This is a genomic window from Oricola indica (assembly GCF_019966595.1).
In the GTDB taxonomy this organism is placed as follows: domain Bacteria; phylum Pseudomonadota; class Alphaproteobacteria; order Rhizobiales; family Rhizobiaceae; genus Oricola; species Oricola indica.
Genome location: NZ_JAINFJ010000004.1, coordinates 198,300 through 223,424 on the forward strand (window position 1 = coordinate 198,300; position 25,125 = coordinate 223,424).

The 25,125-nt window shown below is 63.7% G+C and carries 25 protein-coding genes; 10 read left to right on the plus strand and 15 right to left on the minus strand.

What is annotated here, in order from left to right; translation table 11 throughout:
- Positions 1 to 35: 35 nt before the first annotated feature.
- Complete coding sequence (locus tag LC343_RS12580) at positions 36 to 677, minus strand: chloramphenicol acetyltransferase (protein WP_223477489.1); 642 nt, start codon at positions 675 to 677, stop codon at positions 36 to 38.
- Entirely contained in the window at positions 677 to 2,497 is a 1,821-nt protein-coding gene (typA, locus tag LC343_RS12585) for a translational GTPase TypA (protein WP_223477490.1), read from the minus strand. The genes LC343_RS12580 and typA overlap by 1 nt, the downstream gene beginning before the upstream one ends.
- Before the next feature lie 170 nt (positions 2,498 to 2,667).
- Between typA and LC343_RS12590 the strand changes: the two genes are divergently transcribed.
- On the plus strand, positions 2,668 to 2,913 hold the full coding sequence (locus tag LC343_RS12590; RefSeq protein WP_223477491.1) for a hypothetical protein: 246 nt from the start codon (positions 2,668 to 2,670) through the stop codon (positions 2,911 to 2,913).
- A gap of 6 nt (positions 2,914 to 2,919) precedes the next feature.
- Here LC343_RS12590 and LC343_RS12595 read toward each other — a convergent pair whose 3' ends face one another.
- Positions 2,920 to 4,008 (minus strand): site-2 protease family protein, encoded by a 1,089-nt coding sequence (locus LC343_RS12595; RefSeq protein WP_223477492.1) that lies wholly within the window; start codon positions 4,006 to 4,008, stop codon positions 2,920 to 2,922.
- A 114-nt stretch (positions 4,009 to 4,122) separates the two neighbouring features.
- Between LC343_RS12595 and gnd the strand changes: the two genes are divergently transcribed.
- Positions 4,123 to 5,106, plus strand: coding sequence for a phosphogluconate dehydrogenase (NAD(+)-dependent, decarboxylating) (gene gnd / locus LC343_RS12600; RefSeq protein WP_223477493.1), 984 nt, complete (start codon positions 4,123 to 4,125; stop codon positions 5,104 to 5,106).
- Position 5,107: 1 nt separating this feature from the next.
- On the opposite strand, the gene LC343_RS12605 is transcribed toward gnd, so the two are convergent.
- The 3 genes from LC343_RS12605 to LC343_RS12615 form a co-directional block, all read right to left on the minus strand.
- A complete protein-coding gene (locus tag LC343_RS12605; protein ID WP_223477494.1) occupies positions 5,108 to 6,505 on the minus strand; it encodes an MATE family efflux transporter in 1,398 nt (465 codons plus the stop codon).
- A gap of 215 nt (positions 6,506 to 6,720) precedes the next feature.
- Positions 6,721 to 8,757 carry a M3 family metallopeptidase gene (locus LC343_RS12610; protein WP_223477495.1) on the minus strand — a complete coding sequence of 679 codons (2,037 nt, stop codon included), beginning with the start codon at positions 8,755 to 8,757 and terminating at the stop codon, positions 6,721 to 6,723.
- Between the two features lie 83 nt (positions 8,758 to 8,840).
- On the minus strand, positions 8,841 to 10,226 hold the full coding sequence (locus LC343_RS12615; RefSeq protein WP_223477496.1) for a TAXI family TRAP transporter solute-binding subunit: 1,386 nt from the start codon (positions 10,224 to 10,226) through the stop codon (positions 8,841 to 8,843).
- A gap of 151 nt (positions 10,227 to 10,377) precedes the next feature.
- Between LC343_RS12615 and LC343_RS12620 the strand changes: the two genes are divergently transcribed.
- Both LC343_RS12620 and LC343_RS12625 read left to right on the plus strand, forming a co-directional pair.
- Positions 10,378 to 10,845: a MarR family winged helix-turn-helix transcriptional regulator gene (locus tag LC343_RS12620; protein ID WP_223477497.1), complete on the plus strand. Its 468-nt coding sequence runs from the start codon at positions 10,378 to 10,380 to the stop codon at positions 10,843 to 10,845.
- Positions 10,842 to 12,089 (plus strand): multidrug effflux MFS transporter, encoded by a 1,248-nt coding sequence (locus tag LC343_RS12625; RefSeq protein ID WP_223477498.1) that lies wholly within the window; start codon positions 10,842 to 10,844, stop codon positions 12,087 to 12,089. The genes LC343_RS12620 and LC343_RS12625 overlap by 4 nt, the downstream gene beginning before the upstream one ends.
- Before the next feature lie 9 nt (positions 12,090 to 12,098).
- On the opposite strand, the gene LC343_RS12630 is transcribed toward LC343_RS12625, so the two are convergent.
- Positions 12,099 to 13,325, minus strand: coding sequence for an argininosuccinate synthase (locus tag LC343_RS12630; protein ID WP_223477499.1), 1,227 nt, complete (start codon positions 13,323 to 13,325; stop codon positions 12,099 to 12,101).
- 86 nt (positions 13,326 to 13,411) lie between these two features.
- Positions 13,412 to 14,161, minus strand: coding sequence for a phosphatase PAP2 family protein (locus LC343_RS12635; protein ID WP_223477500.1), 750 nt, complete (start codon positions 14,159 to 14,161; stop codon positions 13,412 to 13,414).
- An 89-nt stretch (positions 14,162 to 14,250) separates the two neighbouring features.
- Here LC343_RS12635 and LC343_RS12640 point away from each other — a divergent pair, with 89 nt between their 5' ends.
- Positions 14,251 to 14,895 carry a LysE family translocator gene (locus LC343_RS12640; protein ID WP_223477501.1) on the plus strand — a complete coding sequence of 215 codons (645 nt, stop codon included), beginning with the start codon at positions 14,251 to 14,253 and terminating at the stop codon, positions 14,893 to 14,895.
- A 2-nt stretch (positions 14,896 to 14,897) separates the two neighbouring features.
- Here LC343_RS12640 and rlmN read toward each other — a convergent pair whose 3' ends face one another.
- A complete protein-coding gene (gene rlmN, locus LC343_RS12645) occupies positions 14,898 to 16,133 on the minus strand; it encodes a dual-specificity RNA methyltransferase RlmN (RefSeq protein ID WP_223477502.1) in 1,236 nt (411 codons plus the stop codon).
- Between the two features lie 123 nt (positions 16,134 to 16,256).
- Positions 16,257 to 16,778, minus strand: coding sequence for an invasion associated locus B family protein (locus LC343_RS12650; RefSeq protein ID WP_223477503.1), 522 nt, complete (start codon positions 16,776 to 16,778; stop codon positions 16,257 to 16,259).
- A 303-nt stretch (positions 16,779 to 17,081) separates the two neighbouring features.
- On the opposite strand from LC343_RS12650, the gene LC343_RS12655 reads away from it, so the two are divergent.
- Positions 17,082 to 17,657 (plus strand): sigma-70 family RNA polymerase sigma factor, encoded by a 576-nt coding sequence (locus LC343_RS12655; protein ID WP_223477504.1) that lies wholly within the window; start codon positions 17,082 to 17,084, stop codon positions 17,655 to 17,657.
- Between the two features lie 8 nt (positions 17,658 to 17,665).
- Here LC343_RS12655 and LC343_RS12660 read toward each other — a convergent pair whose 3' ends face one another.
- The 3 genes from LC343_RS12660 to LC343_RS12670 are packed head-to-tail and all read right to left on the minus strand — an operon-like array spanning position 17,666 to position 18,984.
- On the minus strand, positions 17,666 to 18,250 hold the full coding sequence (locus tag LC343_RS12660) for an endonuclease V (protein WP_223477505.1): 585 nt from the start codon (positions 18,248 to 18,250) through the stop codon (positions 17,666 to 17,668).
- On the minus strand, positions 18,225 to 18,638 hold the full coding sequence (locus tag LC343_RS12665) for a YkvA family protein (protein ID WP_223477707.1): 414 nt from the start codon (positions 18,636 to 18,638) through the stop codon (positions 18,225 to 18,227). The genes LC343_RS12660 and LC343_RS12665 overlap by 26 nt, the downstream gene beginning before the upstream one ends.
- Positions 18,639 to 18,690: 52 nt before the next feature.
- Positions 18,691 to 18,984 carry a 4a-hydroxytetrahydrobiopterin dehydratase gene (locus LC343_RS12670; RefSeq protein WP_223477506.1) on the minus strand — a complete coding sequence of 98 codons (294 nt, stop codon included), beginning with the start codon at positions 18,982 to 18,984 and terminating at the stop codon, positions 18,691 to 18,693.
- Positions 18,985 to 19,014: 30 nt separating this feature from the next.
- Here LC343_RS12670 and LC343_RS12675 point away from each other — a divergent pair, with 30 nt between their 5' ends.
- Positions 19,015 to 19,512, plus strand: a complete 498-nt coding sequence (locus LC343_RS12675) for a low molecular weight protein-tyrosine-phosphatase (protein WP_223477507.1) — start codon at positions 19,015 to 19,017, stop codon at positions 19,510 to 19,512.
- Here LC343_RS12675 and thpR read toward each other — a convergent pair.
- Together thpR and LC343_RS12685 are read right to left on the minus strand one after the other, a co-directional pair.
- Positions 19,437 to 20,030, minus strand: a complete 594-nt coding sequence (gene thpR, locus LC343_RS12680; protein WP_223477508.1) for an RNA 2',3'-cyclic phosphodiesterase — start codon at positions 20,028 to 20,030, stop codon at positions 19,437 to 19,439. The genes LC343_RS12675 and thpR overlap by 76 nt on opposite strands.
- A 124-nt stretch (positions 20,031 to 20,154) precedes the next feature.
- Complete coding sequence (locus tag LC343_RS12685; protein WP_223477509.1) at positions 20,155 to 20,787, minus strand: arylesterase; 633 nt, start codon at positions 20,785 to 20,787, stop codon at positions 20,155 to 20,157.
- A 54-nt stretch (positions 20,788 to 20,841) separates the two neighbouring features.
- Here LC343_RS12685 and LC343_RS12690 point away from each other — a divergent pair, with 54 nt between their 5' ends.
- The 3 genes from LC343_RS12690 to LC343_RS12700 all read left to right on the plus strand — a co-directional run bounded on the left by LC343_RS12690 (position 20,842) and on the right by LC343_RS12700 (position 25,096).
- Complete coding sequence (locus tag LC343_RS12690; RefSeq protein ID WP_223477510.1) at positions 20,842 to 21,540, plus strand: ABC transporter ATP-binding protein; 699 nt, start codon at positions 20,842 to 20,844, stop codon at positions 21,538 to 21,540.
- Between the two features lie 5 nt (positions 21,541 to 21,545).
- Positions 21,546 to 24,098 (plus strand): ABC transporter permease, encoded by a 2,553-nt coding sequence (locus tag LC343_RS12695; RefSeq protein WP_223477708.1) that lies wholly within the window; start codon positions 21,546 to 21,548, stop codon positions 24,096 to 24,098.
- Between the two features lie 221 nt (positions 24,099 to 24,319).
- The gene (locus tag LC343_RS12700) at positions 24,320 to 25,096 is read left to right on the plus strand and encodes a Bax inhibitor-1/YccA family protein (protein ID WP_223477511.1); all 777 of its coding nucleotides are present in this window, start codon (positions 24,320 to 24,322) and stop codon (positions 25,094 to 25,096) included.
- Positions 25,097 to 25,125 lie beyond the last annotated feature (29 nt).

The following is a 25,125-nucleotide window of genomic DNA, read 5'->3' on the forward strand; positions in this document are numbered from 1 at the left end:
CTGCTCAGTAGGCCCGGCGCCCGCTCCGTGCAAGCTCAGCCCGGTTCGATAGCATCCAACGCGGCCTGCAACGCCTCGTAGAAAAGTCCGAGGTGCCGCCCGTCGACGAGCGCATGGTGAACCTCGATCGTCACGGCGACGGAGTGGCGGCCGTTGCCGTCATCGGTGAACCGCCCCCATGACACTCGCGGAATGCACTCGTCCGAGCCGGGCATCGCATTGTTGAGACTGGTGAAGTCCATCCAGGGCAGACAGGACAGATAGGCGACGTCGTCGCGAAAGCCTTCATTCGCGCCAAGCCCGTCCCGCTCGGCCGCCTCCGCGATTTCCCGGGCGCAAAGCGGATCGAACACCGCCCAGGCGGGATCGAACCCGACATAGCCATAGCCGAAACTGCCGTCGGCGCGCGGCACCGTCATCGAGAGATCGACGCGGTCATGCTCCACGACAACATCACCGCGAAACCGCATCCTGAGCGCCGGCACCGCGTGAATGCCGGCGCCGATCGCATAGATGCAGGCGCGATAGGCCGAGACACCGGCCGGCTTCAGTTCCGTGACCAGCCGCGTGACATCGGCGCGCGACGTGATCGCGTAATGCGGCCGCTCAAAGCCGCGAAAGAGCCGGAAAGTCTCCGCGCGCGGCCATGTCGCAAGGTCGACGACGCGTTCCGCCATCAGGCGGTGGCCTTCGCCTTTTCGAACCGCTTGCGGTCATTGGGGTCGAGGAATGCCTTGCGCAGACGGATGTTTTTCGGCGTCACCTCGACAAGCTCGTCATCCTGGATCCAGGACAACGCCCGATCGAGCGTCATCTTGATCGGCGGGGTCAGCTTGACGGCCTCGTCCTTTCCGGCGGAGCGGATGTTGGTCAGCTGCTTGCCCTTGAGAACGTTGACCTCAAGATCGTTGTCGCGCGTGTGAATGCCGATGATCATGCCCTGATAGACCTTCGCGCCCGGATCGATGACCATCGGACCGCGATCTTCCAGGTTGAACATCGCATAGGCAACGGCCTCGCCGGCCTGGTTGGACAACAGCACGCCGTTCACGCGGCCGCCGATCTCGCCCTTGTAGGGCTGATAACCATGGAACAGGCGGTTCATCACGGCGGTGCCGCGTGTATCCGTCAGGAGCTCGGACTGATAGCCGATCAGGCCGCGTGTCGGTGCATGGAAGACCAGCCGGACGCGGTCGCCGCCCGACGGGCGCAGTTCGACCATCTCCGCCTTGCGCTCCGACATCTTCTGCACCACGACGCCGGAATGTTCGTCATCCACGTCGATCACGACTTCCTCGATCGGCTCCATCAGCGTGCCGCTCTCGTCCTTGTGCATGACGACGCGGGGTCGCGAGACGGCGAGTTCGAAGCCTTCGCGACGCATTGTCTCGATCAACACCGCGAGCTGCAATTCGCCACGGCCGGAGACATAGAAGGAATCCTTTGAATCGGCTTCCTCGATCTTCAGCGCGACATTGCCCTCGGCTTCCTTGAGCAGCCGGTCGCGGATGACGCGGCTGGTCACCTTGTCGCCTTCGGTGCCGGCAAGCGGGGAATCATTGACCAGGAAGCTCATCGTCACGGTCGGCGGGTCGATCGGCTGGGCCGTCAACGGCTCGGTGACCGACGGATCGCAGAACGTGTCGGCGACCGTGCCCTTCGACAGGCCGGCAATGGCGACGATATCACCCGCCTGCGCCTCTTCGACCGGCTGGCGCTCCAGCCCGCGAAAGGCGAGAATTTTCGAGATGCGGCCGTTTTCGACGAGCTTTCCATCGGCATTGAGAACCTTGACCGTCTGGTTCGGCTTGATGGAGCCGGATTCGATGCGGCCCGTAATGATGCGGCCGAGGAAGGGGTTCGCTTCCAGAATCGTCCCGATCATCCGGAACGGGCCGGCTTCGACCTTCGGCTCCGGCACGTGGTCGACGACGAGGTCGAACAGCGGTGCGAGCGAGGCATCCGCCGGCTTCTCCGTCTCGGGCGCCATCCAGCCGTCGCGGCCGGACCCGTACAGGATCGGGAAATCGAGCTGCTCGTCGGTCGCGTCGAGCGCGGCGAACAGGTCGAACACCTCGTTGATCACCTCGTCGGCGCGCGCGTCGGACCGGTCGATCTTGTTGACGGCGACGATCGGGCGAAGTCCGACCTTCAGCGCCTTGCCGACGACGAACTTGGTCTGCGGCATCGGACCCTCGGCGGCATCGACCAGCACGATCGCGCCGTCCACCATTGAGAGGATGCGCTCGACCTCGCCGCCGAAATCGGCGTGTCCGGGCGTGTCGACGATGTTGATGCGCGTGCCCTTCCATTCCACCGAGGTCGCCTTGGCGAGAATGGTGATGCCGCGCTCCTTCTCGATATCGCCGGAATCCATCGCGCGTTCCTGCACGCGCTCGTTGTCGCGGTAGACGCCCGACTGTTTGAGAAGTTCGTCGACGAGCGTTGTCTTGCCATGATCGACATGCGCGATGATCGCGATGTTGCGTAGTGCCATTGTGTGTATCCGGAAATCGAGGGCCGGACCAAACGCCCGGCATTGTCGTTGCCGCGCTCATACAGGCTTTTTCGCAAATGCGAAAGACCATTGAAAATTAGCGGCTGCGGAACCTGTTTCCTAACGAAGCATTAACGCAATAAGCGCAATCTGCGTTCCAAGGAGAACGAATGATGGCCCTTCACATCCTGCCCGCAGCCGCTCTGGCATCCGCCCTGACTATTTTCGGCGGCGTGGTCGCGCCCGGCCCGGACGACACGCCAACCGAGGCGGAACTGGCCTATGCCGATGCGCCTTACGGCGTCGATGCGATGGTGACCGGCCCGACGAGCAAGTCTTTCAGGCAGCAGCAGAGGGTCAACGGATGCGACGCAGCCAAATGGCCCGATATCCCGCTCGCCTGCTTTCCCGAATAGGCCGCGCTAACGGCGCGCGGCTTCGCCGACCATCATCAACTCGCCGATATTCTCCGTCGTAACATAGCCAGCCAGCCGGCCCTCGCGGTCGGTCACGCCAACGGCCGGAACGTCATCGCCCGGCGATTGCAGAAGCTTGAAGGCCGCATCCAGCATCGCGGTGTCCGGCACCAGCGGAATGTCGCGCGCCATCACCTCGTGAACCGGATAGCTCCGGTCGTGCTGCTGCAGCGCGGCAACCATGGCCGAACGCGTCAGCACGCCGCGCAGATTGCCGCCGCCATCGATGACCGGAAATTCGTGCTGCGTCGTCCTCAACAGCGCATCCGCCGCATCCCCCAGCGTGGATGCCGATCCAAGCGCCTCGTATTTGGTGATCATGCCCCTGCGGACCGGAACCCGCGCCGCCATCGCCTGGAATGACGTCGCCTGCGATTCGCCGGTCGCGGCGATGTAGACGAAGATCGCGACGAAGATCAGCAGAACGTTTCCCGACAGGAGACCAAGAAAACCGAAGATGAAGGAGGCGACCTGCCCGACCGTCGCGGCGATCTCGGTCGCCCGCACCCGCGAGAAGCGCATGGCCAAAAGCGCCCGCAGCACCCGGCCGCCATCCATCGGGAAGGCCGGGATCAGGTTGAACAGCACGAGAATGACATTGACCGTCGCCAGCCGCGCCAGGAAACCCGGTTCCGGATTGTCGATATTCGATATGGCCGCGAGATTGGGAAAGGCCCCCAGGATCACGATCAGAACGGCGGCGATGACGACATTGACCAGGGGCCCGGCAATGGCCACGACGATCTCCTCGCGCGGATCCTCCGGCATCCGCTCCAGCTGCGCGATACCGCCGATCGGCAGGAGCGTGATGCGTGGCGTCTTGATGCCATAGCGCCGCGCGGCGACCGCATGACCAAGCTCATGCAGCACGACGCAGGCGAACACCGCGATGATGAACGCCACGCCCTCGGTGGCCGCAGCCCCGCCGCCCTGCTGGAACGAGGCGATCCCGATCCACAGCAGCAACAGGAAAAAGGTCAGGTGAATGCGGATCTCGCTGCCCGCGACCTTCGCGACCGGAAACGACCATTGCATGACATCAACTCCGAAACCGCCGCGCGACAGGTGAAATCTCCATGACGCGGCTGACAAGGTGACTGTTTTCTACTTAAGTGGCCCTCTGGGGACGAAACAGCAAGGAACAGACGCATGCAGATCGGAATGATCGGGCTCGGTCGTATGGGCGGCAACATGGTGCGCAGGCTGCTGCGCGCCGGACACGAATGCGTTGTCCACGACATCCACCCGGAAAGCGTCGCGGCGCTGGTCGCCGAAGGCGCAACGGGCGCGGCCAGCCTCGAGGAATTCACAGCCTTGCTGAAACCACCGCGCGCCGCCTGGATCATGCTGCCGGCGGCAATCGTCGGCGAGACGGTGGAACAGCTGGCGGCCCTGATGCAGGCGGACGACGTCATCATCGACGGCGGCAATTCCCGCTACACGGACGCGGTCGACATTGCGGCGCGGCTGGCGCCGAAAGGCATGCACTTCGTCGATGTCGGCACCAGCGGCGGCGTCTGGGGGCTGGATCGCGGCTATTGCCTGATGATCGGCGGCAACGAAAAGGCGGTCGCCCGCCTCGATCCTGTTTTCGCGGCCCTTGCGCCGGGCGGTGACGGCGATACGCCCGCCGAGCGGGGTTATCTGCATTGCGGCCCGGCCGGCTCCGGCCATTTCGTCAAGATGGTCCACAACGGCATCGAATACGGCATGATGGCCGCCTATGCGGAAGGCATGAACCTCCTGAAGGCCGCCAATACCGGGTCGCAGGACCACGACGTGGATGCCGAGACGACACCACTCGACCACCCCGAATATTACCGCTTTGACCTCGACGTGCCGAAAATCGCCGAGGTATGGCGCCACGGCAGCGTCATCTCGTCCTGGCTGCTGGACCTCACGGCCGATGCGCTGAAGGACGACCCCGCGCTCGAAACATTCAGCGGCCATGTTTCCGATTCCGGCGAAGGCCGCTGGACACTCGACGCCGCCATCGACACGGCCGTGCCCATGCCGGTTCTCTCCGCGGCCCTGTTCCAGCGCTTTTCCTCGCGCGGCCAGTCCGACTTCGCGGACCGAACGCTCTCGGCCATGCGCCTCGCCTTTGGCGGGCATCTGGAGAAGAAAACATGACTCACACCCGATCGGCTGCCGGCAGGAGTCCGAAGCCCGTTCCCGCCCGGCTGCCTTTCAACCCGTCAAACGCAATCAGCCCCGCTATCAGCGCGACCGCCGCATCGCCGGCGGGAAATGCGAACCACAGCGCCTGCGTCCCCCATGTCGCTGTCAATGCGAATATCAGGACAGGGACCAGCAAATACGGCCGCACCAGCGTCAGCAACGCGGCACGGCGCGGCCGGCCGGCGGCCTGGAAGTAGAGCGCGAGCACCAGAACGGGGCCCGAAAAGAGATAGAACGACACCATCGGGCGCAGGATGGCCCCCGTCCTCGTGACGACCGCGTCGGAGCCGACGAACAGCGCGCCGATATGCTCGCTCAAGCCGATGAACAGCAGCTCCAGCCCAAGGCAATAGGCGAATGACACCATGACCGCGAGGCGCAACGCAGCGTCCGAGCGCCGGAAGAGCCCTGCGCCCACATTGTTGCCGACGATGGCCTGCATCGCCAGCGAGATCGCCATGAGCGGCATGAAGGCGAAGCTGAGAATGCGCGTCACGATGCCATAGGCCGCAACGGTATCGGAATAGCCCTCTCCCGCAGTCAGGCGCAGCGTCGCGATCACCGTTGCCGAAACCAGCGCGATGCCGATGAAGCTGAGGCTGAGCGGCGCGCCGAGTGACAGCATCTCGCGCCATTGCCCGGTCCAGCGATGTGCGAGAAGCGACGAGAGCGGAAGGAAGTCGTCACCACGCAGCCGGATGCCGACGAGCAGCGCAAGCCCGAACGACTGCGCCAGGACGGTTCCCCATGCCGAACCGGCGACGCCAAAGTCCAGCATAACGATCAGAACGTAGTTGAGCGCGATATTGGCCAGCGTTACGCCGACCGACATCGCCGCCATCAGCCCTGCCCGGCCCTCGTTGCGCCATGCATCCGCGTGGACGCCAAGCAGGAATTGCACCGGCGTCGCGAAAATCATGATCGACAGATAGGTGTAAGCCATGCCGGCGACATTGGCCTCGCCGCCCGAGAGCCGCTCGACCGCGACACGCCCGCCGATTGCGAAGGTCGCGATCAGCAACAGGGAGACAAAGAGCGACAGACCGTGCGCGTGAGCAAAGACCGCCGCCGCGCCGTCGCGAGAGGCGGCGCCGAGGCGTCGCGCCAGCAGGCTCGACATACCGCCGCTGACGAGCGTCGAGAGCGCTATGGTTATCATCACCGCCGGAAAGACGATGCTGACGGCGGTCAGCGCGTCCGCGCCGACGAAATGGCCGAGAAAGGCCGCATCGACGACATTCAGCAGGCCGCTCATGGTCATGATCAGCAGCATCGGCAGCGCGTTGGCGGCAAAGAGCCGCCCGGTCGGCGCGGTCAGAAACCGGTTTTCGGACGAAAATTCAGTCGGCATGGCACACTCCCCGCAAGAGGCGTTTCGCGCATGATGGGAGCCTGCATTGCCCACCTTCGAAACGCTTCGAGGGTCAGTGGCTACAACTGGCGGGACTTCACCGTGACTTTCGTCCGCAGGCGGCGGGCGCCCGAGGCCCTCGCCGTCCTATAGCTGCGGTTCACGAAAAGGAGAAGCCGGGAACCCGATAATTTTCGGATGCGCCGACCGGCGGGTCAGATCAGACCCCGCCCCTTCAGCATCGCGTCCGGTGTCGGCAGGCGACCGCGGAACGCCGTATAGGCGTCCTCCGGATCGACAGTGCCGCCGGACGAATAGATGTGGGTCTTCAGCTTCTCGGCGATCTCGGCATTGAATGGATCGCCGGTCTCCTCGAAGGCCGCGAAAGCGTCGGCGTCCATCACTTCCGACCACATGTAGGAATAGTAGCCCGCCGCATAGCCGTCGCCGGCGAAGATGTGCTGGAAATGCGGCGAGCGGTGCCGCATCGCGATGGCGTCGGGGATACTGATGTCGGCGAGCACCTTCGCCTCGAAATCGAGCGGCTTTTCCGGTGCATCGGGCCGCGCATGATAGGCCATGTCGACCAGCGCGGAGGCGGTGTATTCCACCGTCTCAAAGCCGGCATTGAAGGTCTGCGCCGCCAGTACCTTGTCCAGCAGCTCCTTCGGCATCGGTTCTCCGGTATCGTAATGGAGCGCGTAGGTGTTCAGCACTTCGGGCACGGTCAGCCAGTGCTCGTAGAGCTGCGACGGCAGTTCCACGAAGTCGCGTGAAACAGAGGTGCCGGAGACCGACGGATAGGTCACGTCGGACAGCATGCCGTGCAGCGCGTGGCCGAATTCGTGAAACAGCGTGCGTGCGTCGTCGAAGGAGAGAAACGCCGGCTTGCCCTTGGGCGGCTTGGCGAAATTCATCGTGTTGAGAATGATCGGCGTCTCGCCGAGCAGTTTCGACTGCGACTGCAGCCCGCTCATCCACGCGCCGGAACGCTTGGAGGGCCGCGCGAAATAATCGCCGATGAACAGCGCCCGGTGCGATCCGTCCGGGTTCTTCGCCCGCCACAGCCGCGCATCCGGATGGTAGAGCGGCACGTCCGGAATTTCCTCGAAGGTGATGCCGAAAAGCCGGGTCGCCACGGCAAAGGCGGCCTCGATCATCTTGTCGAGCCGCATATAGGGCTTCACCTCGTCGTCGGAGAAATCGAAGCGCTGCTGGCGGATCTTTTCCGCGTAATGGCGCCAATCCCATTTCGCCGGCTGGTAGTTGTGTCCTTCCGCAACGATCAGCTCGGCGATATCGCCGGCTTCCTCGTTCGCCCGCGCGACCGCCTTTTCCCAGACCGTGTCGAGCAACTGGCCGACATTGTCCGGCGTCTTCGCCATCGTGTCGTCGAGCTTGTAGGCGGCATAGGTCGCATAGCCGAGCAGCGACGCCTGTTCCTGGCGCAGCTTAAGCGTTTCGGCGATGACCTCGCCATTGTCGGTCTCGCCGCCGTTTTCACCGCGAGCCAGCCACGCCTTGTAGACCGTTTCGCGCAGGTCGCGCCGCGAAGACCATGTCAGGAAGGGGTCGGCGATCGAACGCGACAGGGAGACGGCATGCTTCCCGGGATGGCCGCGTTCCTCGGCGACCGAAGCAAGCGCATCGACCAGCCACTCCGGCAGGCCGGCGAGATCGTCTTCGCTTTCGAGCAGAAGCATCCAGTCGGATTCATCCTTGAGCACGTTCTGGCCGAACTGAGTGCCGAGCGTCGCCAGCCGCTCGGTGATGGCCGCGTAACGGGTCCGGTCATCGCCGGCCAACGCCGCGCCCGAGCGCACGAAGCCCTTCCAGCGCCGCTCGAGCACGCGCATCTGCTCGGTCGAGAGCCCGAGGTCGTCGCGCATCTGCCAGAGCGCATCGACCCGCTCGAACAGCGGACCGTTCATGGCGATCTCGGTGCGATGACGGGCATATAGCGGCGAAACGGTCCGCTCGGTGGCGCGGATCGTGTCATTGGTGTGCGACCCGGCGCGGTTGAAGAAGATGGCAGACACTCTCGAGAGGGCCTCGCCCGCTTTCTCCAGCGCCTCGATCGTGTTTTCGAAACTCGGTTCGGACGGGTCGGCGGCGATCGCCGCGATCTCGTCGAGATGCACCGCGAAGGCGTCGCGGATCGCCGGTTCGAAATCCTCGTCCCTGATTGCCGTAAAATCGGGCAGGCCGTAAGGTCCGGTCCAGTCGGTCAGGGCGGCGGAAGAGGCGGTCATGGCGGGTCCTTCGAGTGATGGCGTGTCGCCTATCAGCTAGGCGGTGCGGCCCGTCTTGCCAAGGTCAGAAGGGCCCCTAACCGTCAATGGCGTGTTGCCGGGCGCCGCGTTCTCGACAATTCGACCATTCGGTCGTTGATCGTCTCGCGCACCGCATCCCACAGGAGGGAGAAGGACTGGAAACCCTCGTCGGTGACCGCATCCGTGTCGAGCGCGACCACGACGGTTTCCAACACGGCATTGAGTTCCTGCTTCAGCCGCCGCAGCTCGACCGGATCGGCGGCATCCTCGGCATGCTTCTGTATTTCCAGCAACTGGTAGTTATAGGTATCCGCCCGGTTTTTCTGGTTCGCGACGAAACGCGAACGCAACGCCAGCAACGCCGAGACGATCAGGGTCAGCACGGTTACGAGAAGCGCCAGCGGCTCGGCGTTTTCCTGCAGGAAACCGGGCTGGTCGCGATTATAGAAGGATTGCGCGCCCTCATGCAGCGGCACGCTGAGCCCGGCATCCGTGTCGGGCGCGGCAATCGCCGATGCCAGCGCGAAGCGGATCGTCAGGTCGAGCCGGTATTCGAACAGGATCCGCGTCACCTCACGGATCGCCTCCGCGTCCACTCCGGTCCGCGTGACGAGAATGCGGTCGACCGCCGCCGTAGGCGTATCGCGAGACGGCACCGGCGTCGCGCCCGTGAAGGCGCCCTGCGGTATCACGCCGGCCGTCAGGAACGGCCGTTTCAGCGCGATCGCCTCCGCCTGTCCGACCGGCACATAGCGCAACGATATCGACTTCAGCTGCGCATCCTCGAACAGGCGGATCAGATCGAAATCGCGCAACGACCGGATCGTGAAGAGCGCATCCACATCGCCCGCGAGCAATCGCTGCGCCCCTTTTTCAAAAGGTTCGGCGCGCCAGTCGAACCGGTCGATCGGCAGGTCGTAGTGATCGCCCAGAACCCAGAAGGACCGGAAGGCGTCGGTGCCGAATTGCGGGATGGACACCGAGCCCGACGCCAGGTCGGTCACCGCGCGGATCGCCGTATCGCCGCGCACGATGATCTGGAAAAGATCCGGAAACAGCCGTGCGATCACACGCACGTCCGAAACGACCGGCGTATCCGACCGGATCACCGCCAGATCCACATCGTGGGTGTTGAGACGCGCGATATTCTCCGAGGAATCGCGCGAGGCGCGAATGTCGAGCCGCACCGTCTCGGAGTGCCGCGCCACGACGTCGGCCACCTCTCGCATCAGATTGTAGGTGTCGGAGCCAAGCGGCCCGGTCGCGACCGCCAGTGTGACCGGTTCGCGCTCGCGTTCGATCCAGAACCATGTACCGGCCACGGCCAGCACCACCGCAACGAGCGCCAGGAAAAACGAGAGACGGCGGACACGCACCGTGTACGACGCGGCATTCGGCACGACGCCTTCGGCCGCCACAGTCGCCCTGCCTGTCCCCTTCACCGCCACTGTTCGATCCCGTCCGCCCCGCCTGTTTTCAAAGCTGTAGAGGGGCCCCGGAACGGGTGCAAGCGCCGACTGGCGCGAAATCGGCGCTTGACAGCGCGACGCAATATACTAAGCCTGCCTTATTATCTTTCTCGCTTACGAAAGCCGCCCCTTGGTCGATCCGGATGCATTCGGCTTCATAGTGACCGACATCGCGCGCATGTCGCGCGCCATGCTGGAACGCCGCATCGCCGCCGCCAGCCTCGGCATCACGCCGGGCGAGGCCCGCACGCTGCTTCACATCGCCGCCCGGGAAGGCCGCCGGCAGACACAGATCGCCGAACGCATGGGCGTCGAGCCGATGACCGCGTGCAGCTATATCGACCGGCTGGAAAAACAGGGCCTTGTCGTGCGCGAAACCGATCCGGACGACCGGCGCGCGAAAAAGGTCCGGACAACCGACACGGCAAGGCAGTTGATTGACGCAGTCGTCGAGCAGGCCGCCGGCATGCGTGAGCAGACGCTGGACGGGCTGGACCCGGCGGAACGCGAAACGCTGATGGCGGCGCTTCGCCGCGCCCGCTCCAACCTTGCCCGCCAACTCTCGACACCTCTTGACGACGACGAGGCGGACCAATGACCGAGCCCGTCATGAGCGTGCGCCGGACCACGCTGATCGCCTCCGCCCTGGTCGCTCTCGGTCCGACATCGATGGCGCTCTACACCCCCGCCATGCCCGAACTTGTCAGGGCCTTCGACAGCACGCCGGGCGTGATCAAGGCCACGCTCACGGCCTATTTCGCCGGTTTCGCCTTCTCGCAGCTTTTCGCCGGCCCGATCGCCGACGCATTCGGCCGGCGGTCCTCGACCCTGGTATTCATTTCCATCTATATCCTCGGAAGCCTCGGAGCCGTCCTCGCGCCGTCGGTCGAGATCCTCATGGCCGCAAGGCTGGTCCAGGGCATCGGCGCGGCGATCGGCGTAACCGTATCGCGCGCGATCATACGCGATCTTTATCCCGGCGACCGTGGCGCGCGCATTCTCAATCTCGTCGGAATCATCCTGGCGATCGCGCCGGCCATGTCGCCCGCGATCGGCGGCGTCATGATCGGCTTGACGGGATGGCACTCCGTCTTCGTGATGATGGCGATGTTCGGCTTCGCGATTGCGGCCATCGGGCTCTTTGCCCTGCGCGAAACGATCGTGCCCGACCTGTCACGCCTCCGGCCGCTCAGGATCGCGCGATCCTACGGTCAGTTGCTTTCCAATGCCGAGTTCATGACCGCATCCGTCGCAGTGGCCTGCGGCGTCGGGATTTTCTATGCGCTGGCGACGATCCTGCCCTTTGTCCTGATCGACGTCGTCGGCCTGACGCCGACCCAGTTCGGCTTGTCCATGCTGTTCCAGTCCGGCGCCTTCATGACCGGGTCCGTGGCATTCCGGCTGCTCATGCGCTGGATCACACCCCGTCAGGCGGTCCTGCCCGGCTTTATCATGATCCTGACGGGAAGCATTTCCCTGGCGATCGTTCCGAACCTTGTCGGACCGGCCCTGTTGACGATCATGGTACCGGTCGCGATCTGCTCTTTCGGCGTGGCGATGATGATGCCGTACATGCTGATGGCCGGCATGCGCCCCTTTCCCCATATCGCTGGACAGGCCTCCGCCATGGTCGGTTTCTTCCAGATCGGGTCGGGTTTCACCGGTGGTGTGACCGGCACGTTGATCGGAGATCCCGTGCTGTCGATCACGATCGTCATCCCGACAATGGGGATGACGAGTTTCTTCACCTATCTCCTGTTCTCCCGCGTCACCGCAAAGGCACGGCGCGAGGAAGACGAAACGCAGCGGATGCAGGACGAGATCACCGCGCCCGCTGCGTAGTGATGCGGCTCAGCCCTTGCGATTGCGCGCGGCGAGCGTGCGGAGGCGAAGCGCATTGAGACGGATGAAGCCCGCTGCGTCCTTCTGGTCGTAGGCGCCGTGATCGTCCTCGAACGTGACGAGTTCCTCCGAATAGAGCGACTTCGGCGACTTGCGGCCGGTGGTGATGACATTGCCCTTGTAGAGCTTCAGCCGCACCGTGCCCTCGACGTCCTTCTGGGAATGATCGATCGCGGCCTGCAGCATTTCGCGCTCGGGCGAGAACCAGAAGCCGTTATAGATCAACTCCGCGTAGCGCGGCATCAACTCGTCCTTCAGATGCATCGCGCCGCGGTCGAGCGTGATCGATTCCATCGCCCTATGGGCATGCAGGAGAATAGTGCCACCCGGCGTCTCGTAGACGCCGCGCGACTTCATGCCGACGAAGCGGTTCTCGACGAGATCGATACGGCCGATGCCGTTGTCGCGGCCGAGATCGTTCAGGGCGGCGAACAAGGTCGCCGGGCTCATCGCCTTGCCGTTCAACGCCACGGCGTCGCCGTTCTTGAACTCGATCTCGATATCGGTGGGCTGGTCGGGTGCGTCCATCGGCGAGACGGTGCGCATGTGGACGTATTCCGGCGCCTCTTCCCAGGGATCCTCGAGCACCTTGCCCTCGGACGACGAGTGCAGCATGTTCGCGTCGACCGAGAACGGCGCCTCGCCATGCTTGTCCTTCGGCACCGGGATCTGGTGGTCCTGCGCGAAGTTGATCAGGTCGGTTCGCGACTTGAACGCCCAGTCGCGCCACGGCGCGATCACCTTGATATCCGGGTTGAGCGCATAGGCCGACAATTCGAAGCGAACCTGGTCGTTGCCCTTGCCGGTCGCGCCATGCGCGATGGCGTCCGCGCCGGTTTCCTCGGCGATCTCGACGAGACGCTTGGAGATCAGCGGCCGCGCGATGGACGTGCCGAGCAGGTAAACGCCCTCATAGACAGTGTTGGCGCGGAACATCGGAAAGACGAAATCGCGGATGAACTCCTCGCGGACATCCTCGATGTAGATTTCCTTGATGCCGAGCATCTCGGCCTTCTTGCGTGCCGGCTCCAGCTCGTCGCCCTGTCCGAGATCGGCGGTGAAGGTCACCACCTCGGCGCCGAATTCGGTCTGCAGCCATTTCAGGATGATGGAGGTATCGAGCCCGCCGGAATAGGCGAGCACGACTTTCTTGACGTCTTTGTGTACGGCACTCATGTCTGTTCTTGTCCAGTGATAACGGATCGGGGAAATCGCGCGCACCATATTGCGTTTGCGGCGTCGCGCAAGCGCTTTGCGCCCGATCAGGCCCTGCGGCGCTCGCGTGCTTCCGAAATGGCGGCCAGGATCGAGAAAATCGCCACCGTCATCAGGAAACCGAGCACGGCATCCGACAAGTAGTGCGCCCCGAATGCGACGCGCAGACCGGCCATGAACACCGACACCGCTCCGACCACGATTGCCGCCCATCGGTGGCGATGCACCGCGAAAAGGAGCGCGATGCACATCAGCCACCCGGCCGCGGCCGCCTCGCCGGATACGAAGGAGCAGTTCGCACTGCAGTAATCGGTGATACTGCCCGCTTCGACGAAAGGCAGCGTTCCGCCGAAATCCTCCGTCACCCTTGGCCGGGGCCGGCCCCAATAGGCTTTCAGAATGCCATTGACGATCAGACCCGGCCCGAGGATCAGGGTGGCGAGAAGCACCACCTTCATGCGAATACCGGGATTGCGCCACCGCCGGCCCTTCCGGATATCGACCGCAACGACGATCAGCATGACGATCCCGAGAATCGCCGCCAACGGATGCAGTATCTCCCGGATCAAACCGAAAAATCCGGATTCGGCGTAGAGGAATCCCCCGCAACTCCGGCCGTTGGGTGCCACGCTCGCCGCACAGGCTTCCGCGTCGAAGAACCAGCCCGCAACCGCCAGGTCGATCTCCGGTGCCAACCGGAAGCGCAACAGCAGCAGCAGCCAGGATGCCGCGAGGACGGTGGCGACAAGCGGGTCGGCCAGTCGTCCGAACGGATTGTCGGATTTCGGGGCAGTCAAGATGTCGGGGCCTCTGTTGGGTTGACGTTCCCTGTGGCATGGTGCGTTTCGACCTTCAAGAGCGATCCGCCGAGGACTTCAGACGCGCAATGCCCGCCTTCATTCCCGATTGGCCGACCCTGGCCGCCTTCTCGGTCGCCGCGATCGTCCTGGCGATCACGCCGGGCCCCGATATGACGCTGTTCCTGTCGCGCACGCTGAGCCAGGGCCGCGCGGCGGGCTTCGCCTGCATGTTCGGCGCCTATGCGGGGATAGTCGTGCACACCGCGATGGTCGCGCTCGGCCTGTCGGCGCTGATCGTCGCCGCGCCGGCCGCCTTTGCCGCGCTGAAGGTTATCGGCGCCGGCTATCTCGTCTGGCTGGCGATCGATGCCATCCGCAGGGGATCGTCTCTGACCATGAAGACGGAACGCCGGCAGGCGCCGCATGTCGGCGCGAGCTTCCTGACCGGTGTCGGGATCAACCTGCTCAACCCGAAGATCATCCTGTTCTTCATGACGTTCCTGCCGCAATTCGTCGCGACGGGCGATCCGCATGCGACAGGCAAGTTCTTCTTCCTCGGCGCGATGTTCATCGTCATCGCGGTGCCGATCACCTCCGCAATGGTGCTGGCGGCGGGCTGGATGTCCGAAACGTTGAGGCGGAAACCTGTCGTCACGCGCGTGATCGACTGGCTGATGGCAAGCGTCTTCTCCGCCTTCGCGGTGAAGATCCTGTTCACGCAGGCGCGTTGAGATCAGTCGCCATGCCCGGCGATCATCATCGCCTCATAGGCCAGACGCTCGGTCTTCTTCATGCGCTCGGACGCGGATTTCAGCTGGCCGCAGGCAGCCAGGATGTCCTGTCCGCGCGGCGTACGGATCGGTGAGGCATAGCCGTTGGCGTTGATGAAATCGGCGAATTTCTCGATCTCTTCCCAATCGGAACATTCATAGGCCGAGCCCGGCCATTTGTTGAACGGGATCAGGTTGATCTTCGCGGGGATGCCCTTCAGCAGCCGCACCAGGTCCTTCGCGTCGGCGAGGCTGTCATTGACGCCCTTGAGCATAACATATTCGAAGGTGATGCGGCGCGCGTTCGACAAGCCGGGATAGGCCCGGCAGGCGTCGAGCAGGTCTTTGAGCGGGTACTTCTTGTTGATCGGCACCAGTACGTCGCGCAGTTCGTCGTTGGTCGCGTGCAGCGAGATCGCCAGCATGACGCCGGTCTCCTCGCCGATCTTGACGATCCCCGGCACAACGCCCGAGGTCGAAAGCGTGATGCGCCGCTTGGACAGCGAAAGTCCGTCGCCATCGGCGAAAACCAGCAGCGCGTCGCGGACATTGTCGTAATTATAGAGCGGCTCGCCCATGCCCATCATGACGATGTTGGAGACCTTGCGGCCTTCCGAGGGAACGATCGCGCCCTGCGGCGTGTCCCGGTCCGGAAAATCGCCAAGCCGGTCGCGCGCCAGCAGCACCTGGGAGACGATTTCCTCCGATGTCAGGTTGCGCACCAGCCGCTGCGTGCCGGTATGGCAGAAGGTGCAGGTCAGCGTGCAGCCGACCTGGCTCGAGACGCACAGCGTGCCGCGTCCTTCTTCCGGAATGTAGACCGTTTCGACCTCGACGGGCCGGCCGGCGCCGCGCGGCGGAAAGCGCAGCAGCCACTTGCGCGTGCCGTCATTGGAAATCTGCTCCTCGACGATTTCCGGCCGCGCGATGGAGAACCGTTCCCTGAGCAGCGCACGAAGATCTTTCGAGACGTTGGTCATGTCGTCGAAGTCGGAAACGCCGCGTACATAGAGCCAGTGCCACATCTGCTGCACGCGCATGCGCACCTGCCGCTCCGGCACGCCCGCGTCCTTCAGGGCCTCCGCCAGCTGCGGACGCGTCAAGCCGATCAGCGTCGGCTTTTCGGCCGGCGCTGCGGAAGCCCGCGCGCCATGCAGGTCGCGCGCAGCCTTTTCGGTCAGGTCGATGGAAACGCCCATGGTCAATCCGTCATGTCTCAAGAAGCGCGCGCAATAACACACTCCGCACGCCGCGTCACGCCACCGCAAACGGCGAGAGCCGGGTCATGCCCGGCATCCATCCGCAACGGATGACAAAAACCGTCAGTTGCAGTTTTGAATGGCGTTGAGCGACGCGGTCACGCCGGACAGCGAATAATCGTAGCTCGTATTCGTGCCGCGTGCGGATGTCGCCGTCACGGTCATCTTCGAGCCCGCCTTCATCGCGGCAACCAGCGCCGGCTCCTGTGCGGCATTCTCCGCCCAGGCCGATTTTTCCTTCGTGAAGAAGGTGAAACTCTGGTCGCCGATCGTCACGGTCACCTTGGAGGCGTCCTGCAGACTGTAGTCAGCCATGAACTGCGGCTCATAGGAGACGTTCTGATTCGTCCTCTGGGTGACGATGAAGAAATTGGTGCCGTGATTGACGCCGCTTGGCTTCTCGGATCCGGGGATCGGAACGGAGAGCGTGTAGCAGACTTTCGAGCCGCCGGAATTGTAGCTGAAAGCGCTCCAGTCGTTGTAATCGCCGATTCGCGTCGGCGTTTGCGCCCAGGCGCCGGCTGCGCTTGCCGCAACCATTCCAGCCGCCATCAATCCCGCAATAGCTTTCGTGTGGATGAACATATTCCCTACCGGTTCGTATCGGTCACGCATGAAACTTGAGGATTTGGCCAGCCCAATCTGGATGAAGCAGGGTTACCAAACTGTGAACGAAACGCAAATGAGTTTATCGATTTCCGTCACAACGTCCTCGGCCTCGCGACACGTTGTCCCAACGCACGAGAAATGTGCCCTGAAAGAGGCAACAGTTTGACTTTGTTTCCCAAAGCGGATGACACGAGCGACGTCACGGAACTATCATCGTCCCGGGGCAAAATCCCCTTTGACCATGTCCGATAAGAGAGGTCCCGGCATACCGGCAACCGCATGACGAACGCGCAGCACCAGCATTTCGCATCGCTCGCCCGCGCAATTGCGGAGACCCGGGACCAGTCGGCATTCGCCGAGCTGTTCGACTATTTCGCGCCGCGCATCAATGCCTATCTGCGCCGCCTCTCGCTCGATTCCGGGCAGGCCGAGGAAATCACCCAGGAGGTGATGATGGTGCTTTGGCACAAGGCGACCCTGTTCGATCCGGCGAAATCCTCTCTCGGCACATGGCTGTTTCGCATCGCACGCAATCGCAGGATCGATCTCGTGCGCCGAGACCGGTCAGACCTGCTCGATCCCGACGATCCGGTATTCCGCCCCGAGGAACCCGAGCCCGCCGACGCGATGCTCGACGCGGAGAGGCGCGACGAGCGGGTGCGCGCGGCGCTGGACGAACTGCCGGCCGAGCAGCTCGAACTGGTCCGCAAGGCGTTCTATCTCGGCATGTCGCACAGCGAATTGTCCGAGGAGACCGGGCTGCCGCTCGGAACGGTGAAATCGCGCATCCGGCTGGCTTTCGGACGCCTGCGCAAGACGATATCGGCAGACGAACTGATCGACATCGATCCGTAGGCGCGGATCTATGCCGGATCGGCGGCCTTCGCCGAGGCATCGGCAAGCGCTTCGCGCGCCAATTTGTCGGCGAGCTTGCACATGGCCGGGATACGGTGCGCGCCGTGCAGGGATCGGACGATCCGCGCCGCGTCACCACCCTCCATTCCGGCAGCCGTTACATGCAGAGGGCGCGTGCTTTGCCCACGCAGGACAGACGACGACCAGTCGTCGCCGCGAAATGGGGTCTTGGCCGCGCCGATGACCGAAACACGCCCGCCAAGCGCCGCATGCAGGTGCGCGCCGAGACCGGGACGGCCGTCGGCGCCGAGATGCACATAACCGTCGATGATGATCAGATCCGGCGCATCCGACCCGTCGAGCAGGGCAAGCAGCACCGGCAGTTCGCGCTTGTAGAACTCACCGGGACGATAATCCGCGGCCTCATGCGCCAAGACGATCAGCCGCGTGGCAAGTGGCGCAACCGACGCGACATCATCGATCAGGACGCATGCGCCAGCGGCGAAGCCTGTGCCATAGGCCGCGTCGAGAATGGCGATCGTTCGGGTTTCGGAAGCGTTTGACGTGTCAGAGGTCGATTGTCGGCTTGTCATCGTCCGCCGGCGTGTCGATGTCGTGATCGGCGAGCGCATGGCGGGCCGCGAGGCGATGCGCATCCGTGATGCTGCCGCGAACCGCGCCGATCGCGGCCATCAGCACGGCGACGTCGTCGCCGAAACCGATCGACAGGATGAAATCGGGAATGATGTCGATCGGCAGGATGAAATAGGCGAGCGCCGCCAGCAGCGTGCCGCGCACCTTGGCCGGCGTCTTCGGGTCAAGCGCGCAGAAATAGGCCGCGACGACCTCGTCCATGTAGGGAACGCGCCGCGCCGCCTTCTTCGCGGTTGCCCAGAATCGTTCGCGCACGCGCTTCTCGCGCCGGCCCTGCTCCTCTTCGGAGCCCGGTTCCAGAATCTCGCCGATCCGCGCCTCGTCCATGCCGTTACCGGTTCCAGTCATGGGTACAATGTGGGATTTTCCGTCCGATGCTTCAAGCGACGGCCTTGTTCATCGCCTCGGCGAGGGAAAGATCCAGTTCGGTCACGCCGCCCGAATCATGCGTCGTCAGCGTGACTTCGACCCGGTTGTAGACATTGAACCACTCCGGATGGTGGTTCATCTTCTCTGCGACCATCGCCATCTCGCTCATGAAGGCGAACGCCTTGCGAAAGTTCGCAAATTTGAACTTGCGGTGAATCGCGTTGCCGTCTTCGCTCGCGGTCCAGCCTTCGAGTTTTTCCAGCCCGGCGGCAATTGCATCGGCATCCAGTTTGGGTTTTGACATGGCGGCCTCCTTTTCTGCTTCGGGTTACACATGACGCACGAAAACCGAAAGTCGATCCTCTTCGTCTGCCTCGGCAACATATGCCGCTCGCCCCTGGCGGAAGCCGTCTTTCGCGACATTGTCGAAACCGCCGGCGCGGCCCACCGCTTCGAAATCGATTCCGCCGGAACGGGCGCATGGCATGTCGGCAATCCGCCCGATCCGCGTTCTGTCGAAGTCGGCCGGCGTCACGGCATCGACCTCTCGGGGCTGCGCGCCCGAAAGGTGGCGCGTTCCGATTTCGACCGTTTCGACCTCATCCTCGGGATGGATCGGTCGAATGTGGCGAACCTGACGGCGATGGCGCCCGCCTCGAGCCGCGCCCGGATCGCCGAATTCCATGATTTTTCCACAGGCACGCCGCGCGACGTGCCAGACCCCTATTACGGAGGCGATGACGGGTTCGAAGAGGTCTACCGGATGATCCGGGCTGCTGCGGGTTCGCTGTTCGAGAAGCTTGGCGCCGACATGCGCGGGGTCAGCGGATAGCTTTCCTCGACGATGTAGGGACCGCCGCCAACCGATTCCTTCGACGACATCAGCACGAAACGGCCGACCGTGAACGGCGGTACGAAAAAATTGCCCCGGCTGGAAAGATAGCGCGCAATGACCTCCGGCGGCGTATTGCGCAGCCTGGCAATGGTGACATGCGGCGTGAATTTGCGAGGGTCGGCCGGCAGGCGCAAACGCTGGCAGATACGTTCGATTTCGGCCTGCAGCTCGATGACGTCGGGCGAGGCCGTGGGTGTCGCGAACAGTGCCCTCGGCTTCTTTCCGCCGAAGACGCCCAACCCGGAAAGACCGAGCTTGAACTCGTAGCGCCGCACCCTGTCCAGCGCATGGGCGACCTCGTCGGCCATGTGGTGCTCGACATCGCCGATGAAGCGCAGCGTCAGATGGTAATTCTCGGTATCGATCCAGCGGGCGCCCGGAAGACCGCCTCGCAACAGTGAAAGGGACATCGCCGCAGTGTGCGGAATTTCAAGGGCGGCAAACAAACGCGGCATGGCGCTCTCCCTTCTCTGTCCGTGGCGTGACGGGCAAATCACCCTGTCCACAGCTGAATCGAATCACGGACCGCCCGGCGGTGCAAGGCTAAAATTCCGGCGGCGTTTCGCCGCTCCACAGGCCTCAGCTTTCGCGGCCGGCGAGATAATCCTCCATGAGCGGAAGAAAACGCCCGACCATCTCCGCTACGCCGACCGCATTCGGGTGCATCCCGTCGGCGAGCAGCTTGTCCTCCTGCGCGGTCACGCCGTCGAGAAAAAACGGATAGAGCGTGACATCATGTTTTTCGGCGAGGTCCGGATAGATCGGGTTGAAGGCCGCGGCGTAATCATCGCCCATATTCGGCGGCGCCAGCATGCCCGCAAGGATGACATCGACGCCCCGCGCCTTCAGCCCGGAGATCATTGCGTCGAGATTTTCCCGCGTGAGGTCCGGGGAGACGCCGCGCAGCGCGTCGTTCGCGCCGAGTTCCAGAATCACGAAATCCGTATCGTCGGGCACCGACCAGTCGAGCCTCGCAAGCCCGCCGGACGTCGTGTCGCCGGAAACGCCGGCATTGGCGATCACGATATCGTGACCTTGTGCCTTGAGAGCCTCCTCGAGTTGCTCCGGAAACCCCTCGCCTGGCGCGAGTTGGTAGCCAGCCATAAGGCTGTCGCCGAAACCGACACCCTTGAGCGTGTCCGCGCTGGCACCTGAAACACTGCCAACCAACGCGCCCGCAAGGAGAAAAATGCGGATTAAAGATTTGAACATTGCGTGTCCGATACCATTTTCACCCAATCGCCGCACATATAGGACTGTTTTCCCGTGACAGAAGCGCTGATTTCCCTCACCGACGTGGATTTGCGGCTTGGGGGCGCCGTCAACGCCGTCCATGTGCTCAAATCCGTCGACCTCGAAATCGGCCGCGGCGAATCGGTTGGCGTGGTCGGGCCGTCAGGGTCCGGCAAGACGACCCTTCTGATGGTCCTTTCGGGCCTCGAACGCCCGGATTCGGGCACCGTGACGGTTGCCGGCGCAACGTTCAACACGATGAACGAGGACGCCATCGCCGCCTTTCGCGGCCAGAATATCGGCATCGTCTTCCAGTCCTTCCACCTGATCCCCAACATGACCGCGCTGGAAAATGTCGCCGTGCCGCTCGAATTGGCCGGCGAGCGGGACGCCTTCGAAAAGGCGGAGGCCGAACTCGCCGCTGTCGGCCTGAAAGACCGGCTGACGCATTATCCCGGACAATTGTCCGGCGGCGAACAGCAGCGCGTTGCCATCGCGCGTGCGCTCGCACCCGATCCGAAAATCCTGATCGCCGACGAACCGACCGGGAATCTCGACGGCGCGACCGGCCACCTGATTTCCGAATTGCTGTTCGCCAAGCAGCGCGAACGCGACATGACCTTCGTTCTCGTCACCCATGACCCCGAGCTTGCGGGACAGTGCGACCGCCAGCTTTCCGTCGATTCCGGCCAGGTCCGCGAACGCGGCGATTTCGACAAGGCGGCCGAATGAACCGGATGCCGCTTCGACGCAGCATTGCGCTCGCCTTCCGTTTCGCGCTGCGCGAACTGCGCGGAGGCCTGTCCGGTTTCTACATTTTCCTCGCCTGCATCGCGCTCGGCACGGCGGCGATCGGCGGCGTCAATGCCGTATCGCAATCGGTGACCGAAGGGATCGAACAGGAAGGCCAGGTCATCCTCGGTGGCGACCTGCGTTTCGAGCTGAACCACCGCACCGCCACGGACGACGAATACGCCTTCCTCGATTCTCTCGGCGACGTGGCCGTTCTGGCCGACATGCGCTCGATGGCGCGTCTCGAGGACCAGTCGGATCAGTCGCTGGTCGAGTTGAAGGCCATCGACCAGGCCTACCCGCTCTATGGCGAGCTCGTCACGCGGCCGAACATGGCGCGAGACGACCTGCTCGGCGAACGCGATGGCGTGTATGGCGCCGCGACCCAGCAGATACTGCTCGACCGGCTCGGCCTCGAAACCAGCGACCGCGTCCGGCTCGGCAATGCGACATTCGAGTTGCGGGCCGTCATCGAAAGCGAGCCCGACGCCGTTTCCGACGGTTTCGCCTTCGCCCCGCGCCTTCTGGTCTCGCTCGACGGTCTCGACGCGTCGGGGCTCGTCCAGCCCGGCTCTCTGGTCGAGTATGTCTACAAGATCCGGACCCCTGCCGGAACGACGACGGATGAATTGCGCGCCATCGAGGAACGCGCCAACACCGAATACCGCACGTCCGGCTGGTCGATCCGCAATCGCGGCAATGCCGCGCCATCCCTCACGGCCAATATCGAACGCTTCGCGCAGTTCCTCACCCTGGTCGGCCTCACCGCGATGGTGACCGGCGGCGTCGGCGTCGCCAATGCGGTGCGTGCCTTCCTCGATTCCAAGCGCAATGTGATCGCCACCTTCAAATGCCTCGGCGCGCCGGGCGGATTCGTGACGCTGGTCTATCTGATCCAGATCCTGGCCATCGCCGGGGTCGGCATCGCGATGGGCCTCGTCCTCGCATCGCTCATGCCGTGGGTCGCGGCATGGGCGCTGGCGGATTTCGTTCCGCTCCCCGCAAGCCAGGGGCTCTATCCCGGGGCGCTGGCGCTGGCCACGGCCTTCGCAGTTATCACCACCCTGGCCTTCGCGATCCTGCCGCTCGGCCGCGCCCGCGATATTCCCGCGACCGCGCTCTTCCGCGAACAGACCTTCGACGGCGAAACCAATCCGCGACCGGCCTATCTCGCCGCCGCGATCCTCCTGATCGCGCTTCTGGCGTGGCTCGCCGTGGAGACGTCGTTCAGCCGGAATATCGCGATGACCTTTCTTGCCGGCATCGCCTTTTCCTTCGGCGTGCTGCGGGCGGTTTCGATCGGTGTCCAGCTGCTGGCGAAACGTGCGCCGCGCGTGCATTCGACCTCGCTCCGCCTCGCCATCGGCAATATCCACCGCCCCGGCGCGCTGACACCGTCCGTCGTCCTGTCGCTCGGCCTGGGCCTGACGCTGCTGGTCAGCCTCGCACTGATCGACGGCAATCTGCGTCGCCAGATCTCCGGAAACCTGCCCGAGCGCGCGCCGAACTTCTTCTTCGTCGACATCCAGAACGACATCATCTCGGATTTTTCGACGCTGCTGACGGACGAGGCCGGTTCGGAAGCCGTTCTCCAGCGCGTGCCGATGCTGCGCGGACGCATCGTGGAACTCAACGGACAGGACGTCGCGACGATGGAGCTCCCGCCCGAAGGCGGCTGGGTTCTGCGCGGCGACCGCGGCATCACCTATTCGCCCGTCTTGCCGGAAAATTCGACGCTGGCCGAGGGCGACTGGTGGCCGGAGGACTATGCCGGCGAACCGCTGGTCTCCTTCTCCGCCGAGGAAGCCGGCGAGATTGGCATCGGCATTGGCGATACGGTGACGATCAACGTGCTCGGCCGCAACATCACCGCCCGCATCGCCAATCTGCGCCAGGTCCAGTGGGAATCGCTCGCCATCAATTTCGTGATGGTCTTTTCGCCGAACACATTTGCCGGCGCGCCGCATGCCTGGCTCGCCACGCTCACCCTGCCCGATGCGGACACGGCGCGCGAAGCCCGGATCCTGCGCGACGTGACGCAGGCCTTTCCGGCGGTGACCTCGGTACGCGTCAAGGATGCGATCGATCTCGTCAACCGGCTGATCGGCCAGCTTGCCACCGCGATCAGGGCGGCTGCCGCCGTCGCGTTGATTTCCTCGGTGCTCGTGCTGGGCGGCGCGCTTGCCGCCGGAAACAGGGCCCGCGTTCACGATGCCGTCGTGCTGAAAATGCTCGGCGCGACCCGCAGAATGCTGATCGGAGCCTTCTCGCTGGAATATCTCATGCTCGGGGCGGCGACCGCGCTTTTTGCGCTCTTCGCGGGCGGGGTTGCCGCATGGTTCGTGATCACGCAGATCATGAACCTGCCCTGGCAATTGCTGCCGGGTGTCGCCGCCGGGACGCTGGTCACCGCGCTCGTGCTGACGGTCGGTTTCGGGCTCGCGGGCACATGGCGCATCCTCGGACAGAAGGCCGCCCCGGTTTTGCGCAATTTGTAGGAATTCCGGCAATCATTCCTTAACCATGCCGTACGGCAGCCCTCCGGGCGGGGAAATGACGAATATGTGCGGCACCTTTTCGCGCATGCGCGGTCTTGTCTGCGCCGCATTGGCACATCATATTACCCACAGGCATGCTGGAGTCCCGCCAGCGGCGCCGCGGTACGGCATGTTGACGCCGGCCGGACACCCGACGGGATTTGAGAAGCACAGAGGATAAAATGGCTGACCTTCGAAACATGAACGCGCGCGCCGGCCAGGCTCGGACTTACGACGCGAGTATCGATCAGGGCCTTCGTGCCTACATGATCCGCGTCTACAACCTGATGGCGCTCGGTCTCGCCATCACCGGTTTCGCCGCACTCGGAACCATGATGCTCGCGACCACGACAGATCCGTCCGCAGCTGTCGCACAGCTCGGAAACGGCAAGATGCTGACCAGCGTCGGCAGTGCACTCTACGGCTCGCCGCTGCGCTGGGTCGTGATGCTCGCCCCGCTCGGCATGGTGTTCTTCCTGAGCGCCCGCATCAACAAGATGAGCGTCTCGGGCGCGCAGATGGCCTTCTGGGTCTTTGCCGGCCTGATGGGGCTGTCGCTTTCGTCGATCTTCCTCGTTTACACGGCGGCAAGCATCGTCCAGACCTTCTTCATCACCGCGACGGCCTTCGGCGCACTTTCGCTCTACGGCTACACGACCAAGCGCGACCTGTCGGCGATGGGTTCGTTCCTGTTCATGGGCCTGATCGGCATCATCATCGCATCGCTGGTGAACCTGTTCCTGGCATCGTCCGCGCTGCAGTTCGCGATCTCCGTGATCGGCGTTCTGGTCTTCGCCGGCCTGACCGCCTACGACACGCAGCAGATCAAGGAGATGTATTACGAGGGTGACGGCGAAGCCGTTGCCGGCCGCAAGGCCATCATGGGCGCGCTGCGCCTCTATCTCGACTTCATCAACCTGTTCATGTTCCTGCTGCAGTTCCTCGGCAACCGCGAATAGGACAAGTCGGTATTCCGACCCAAAAAGGC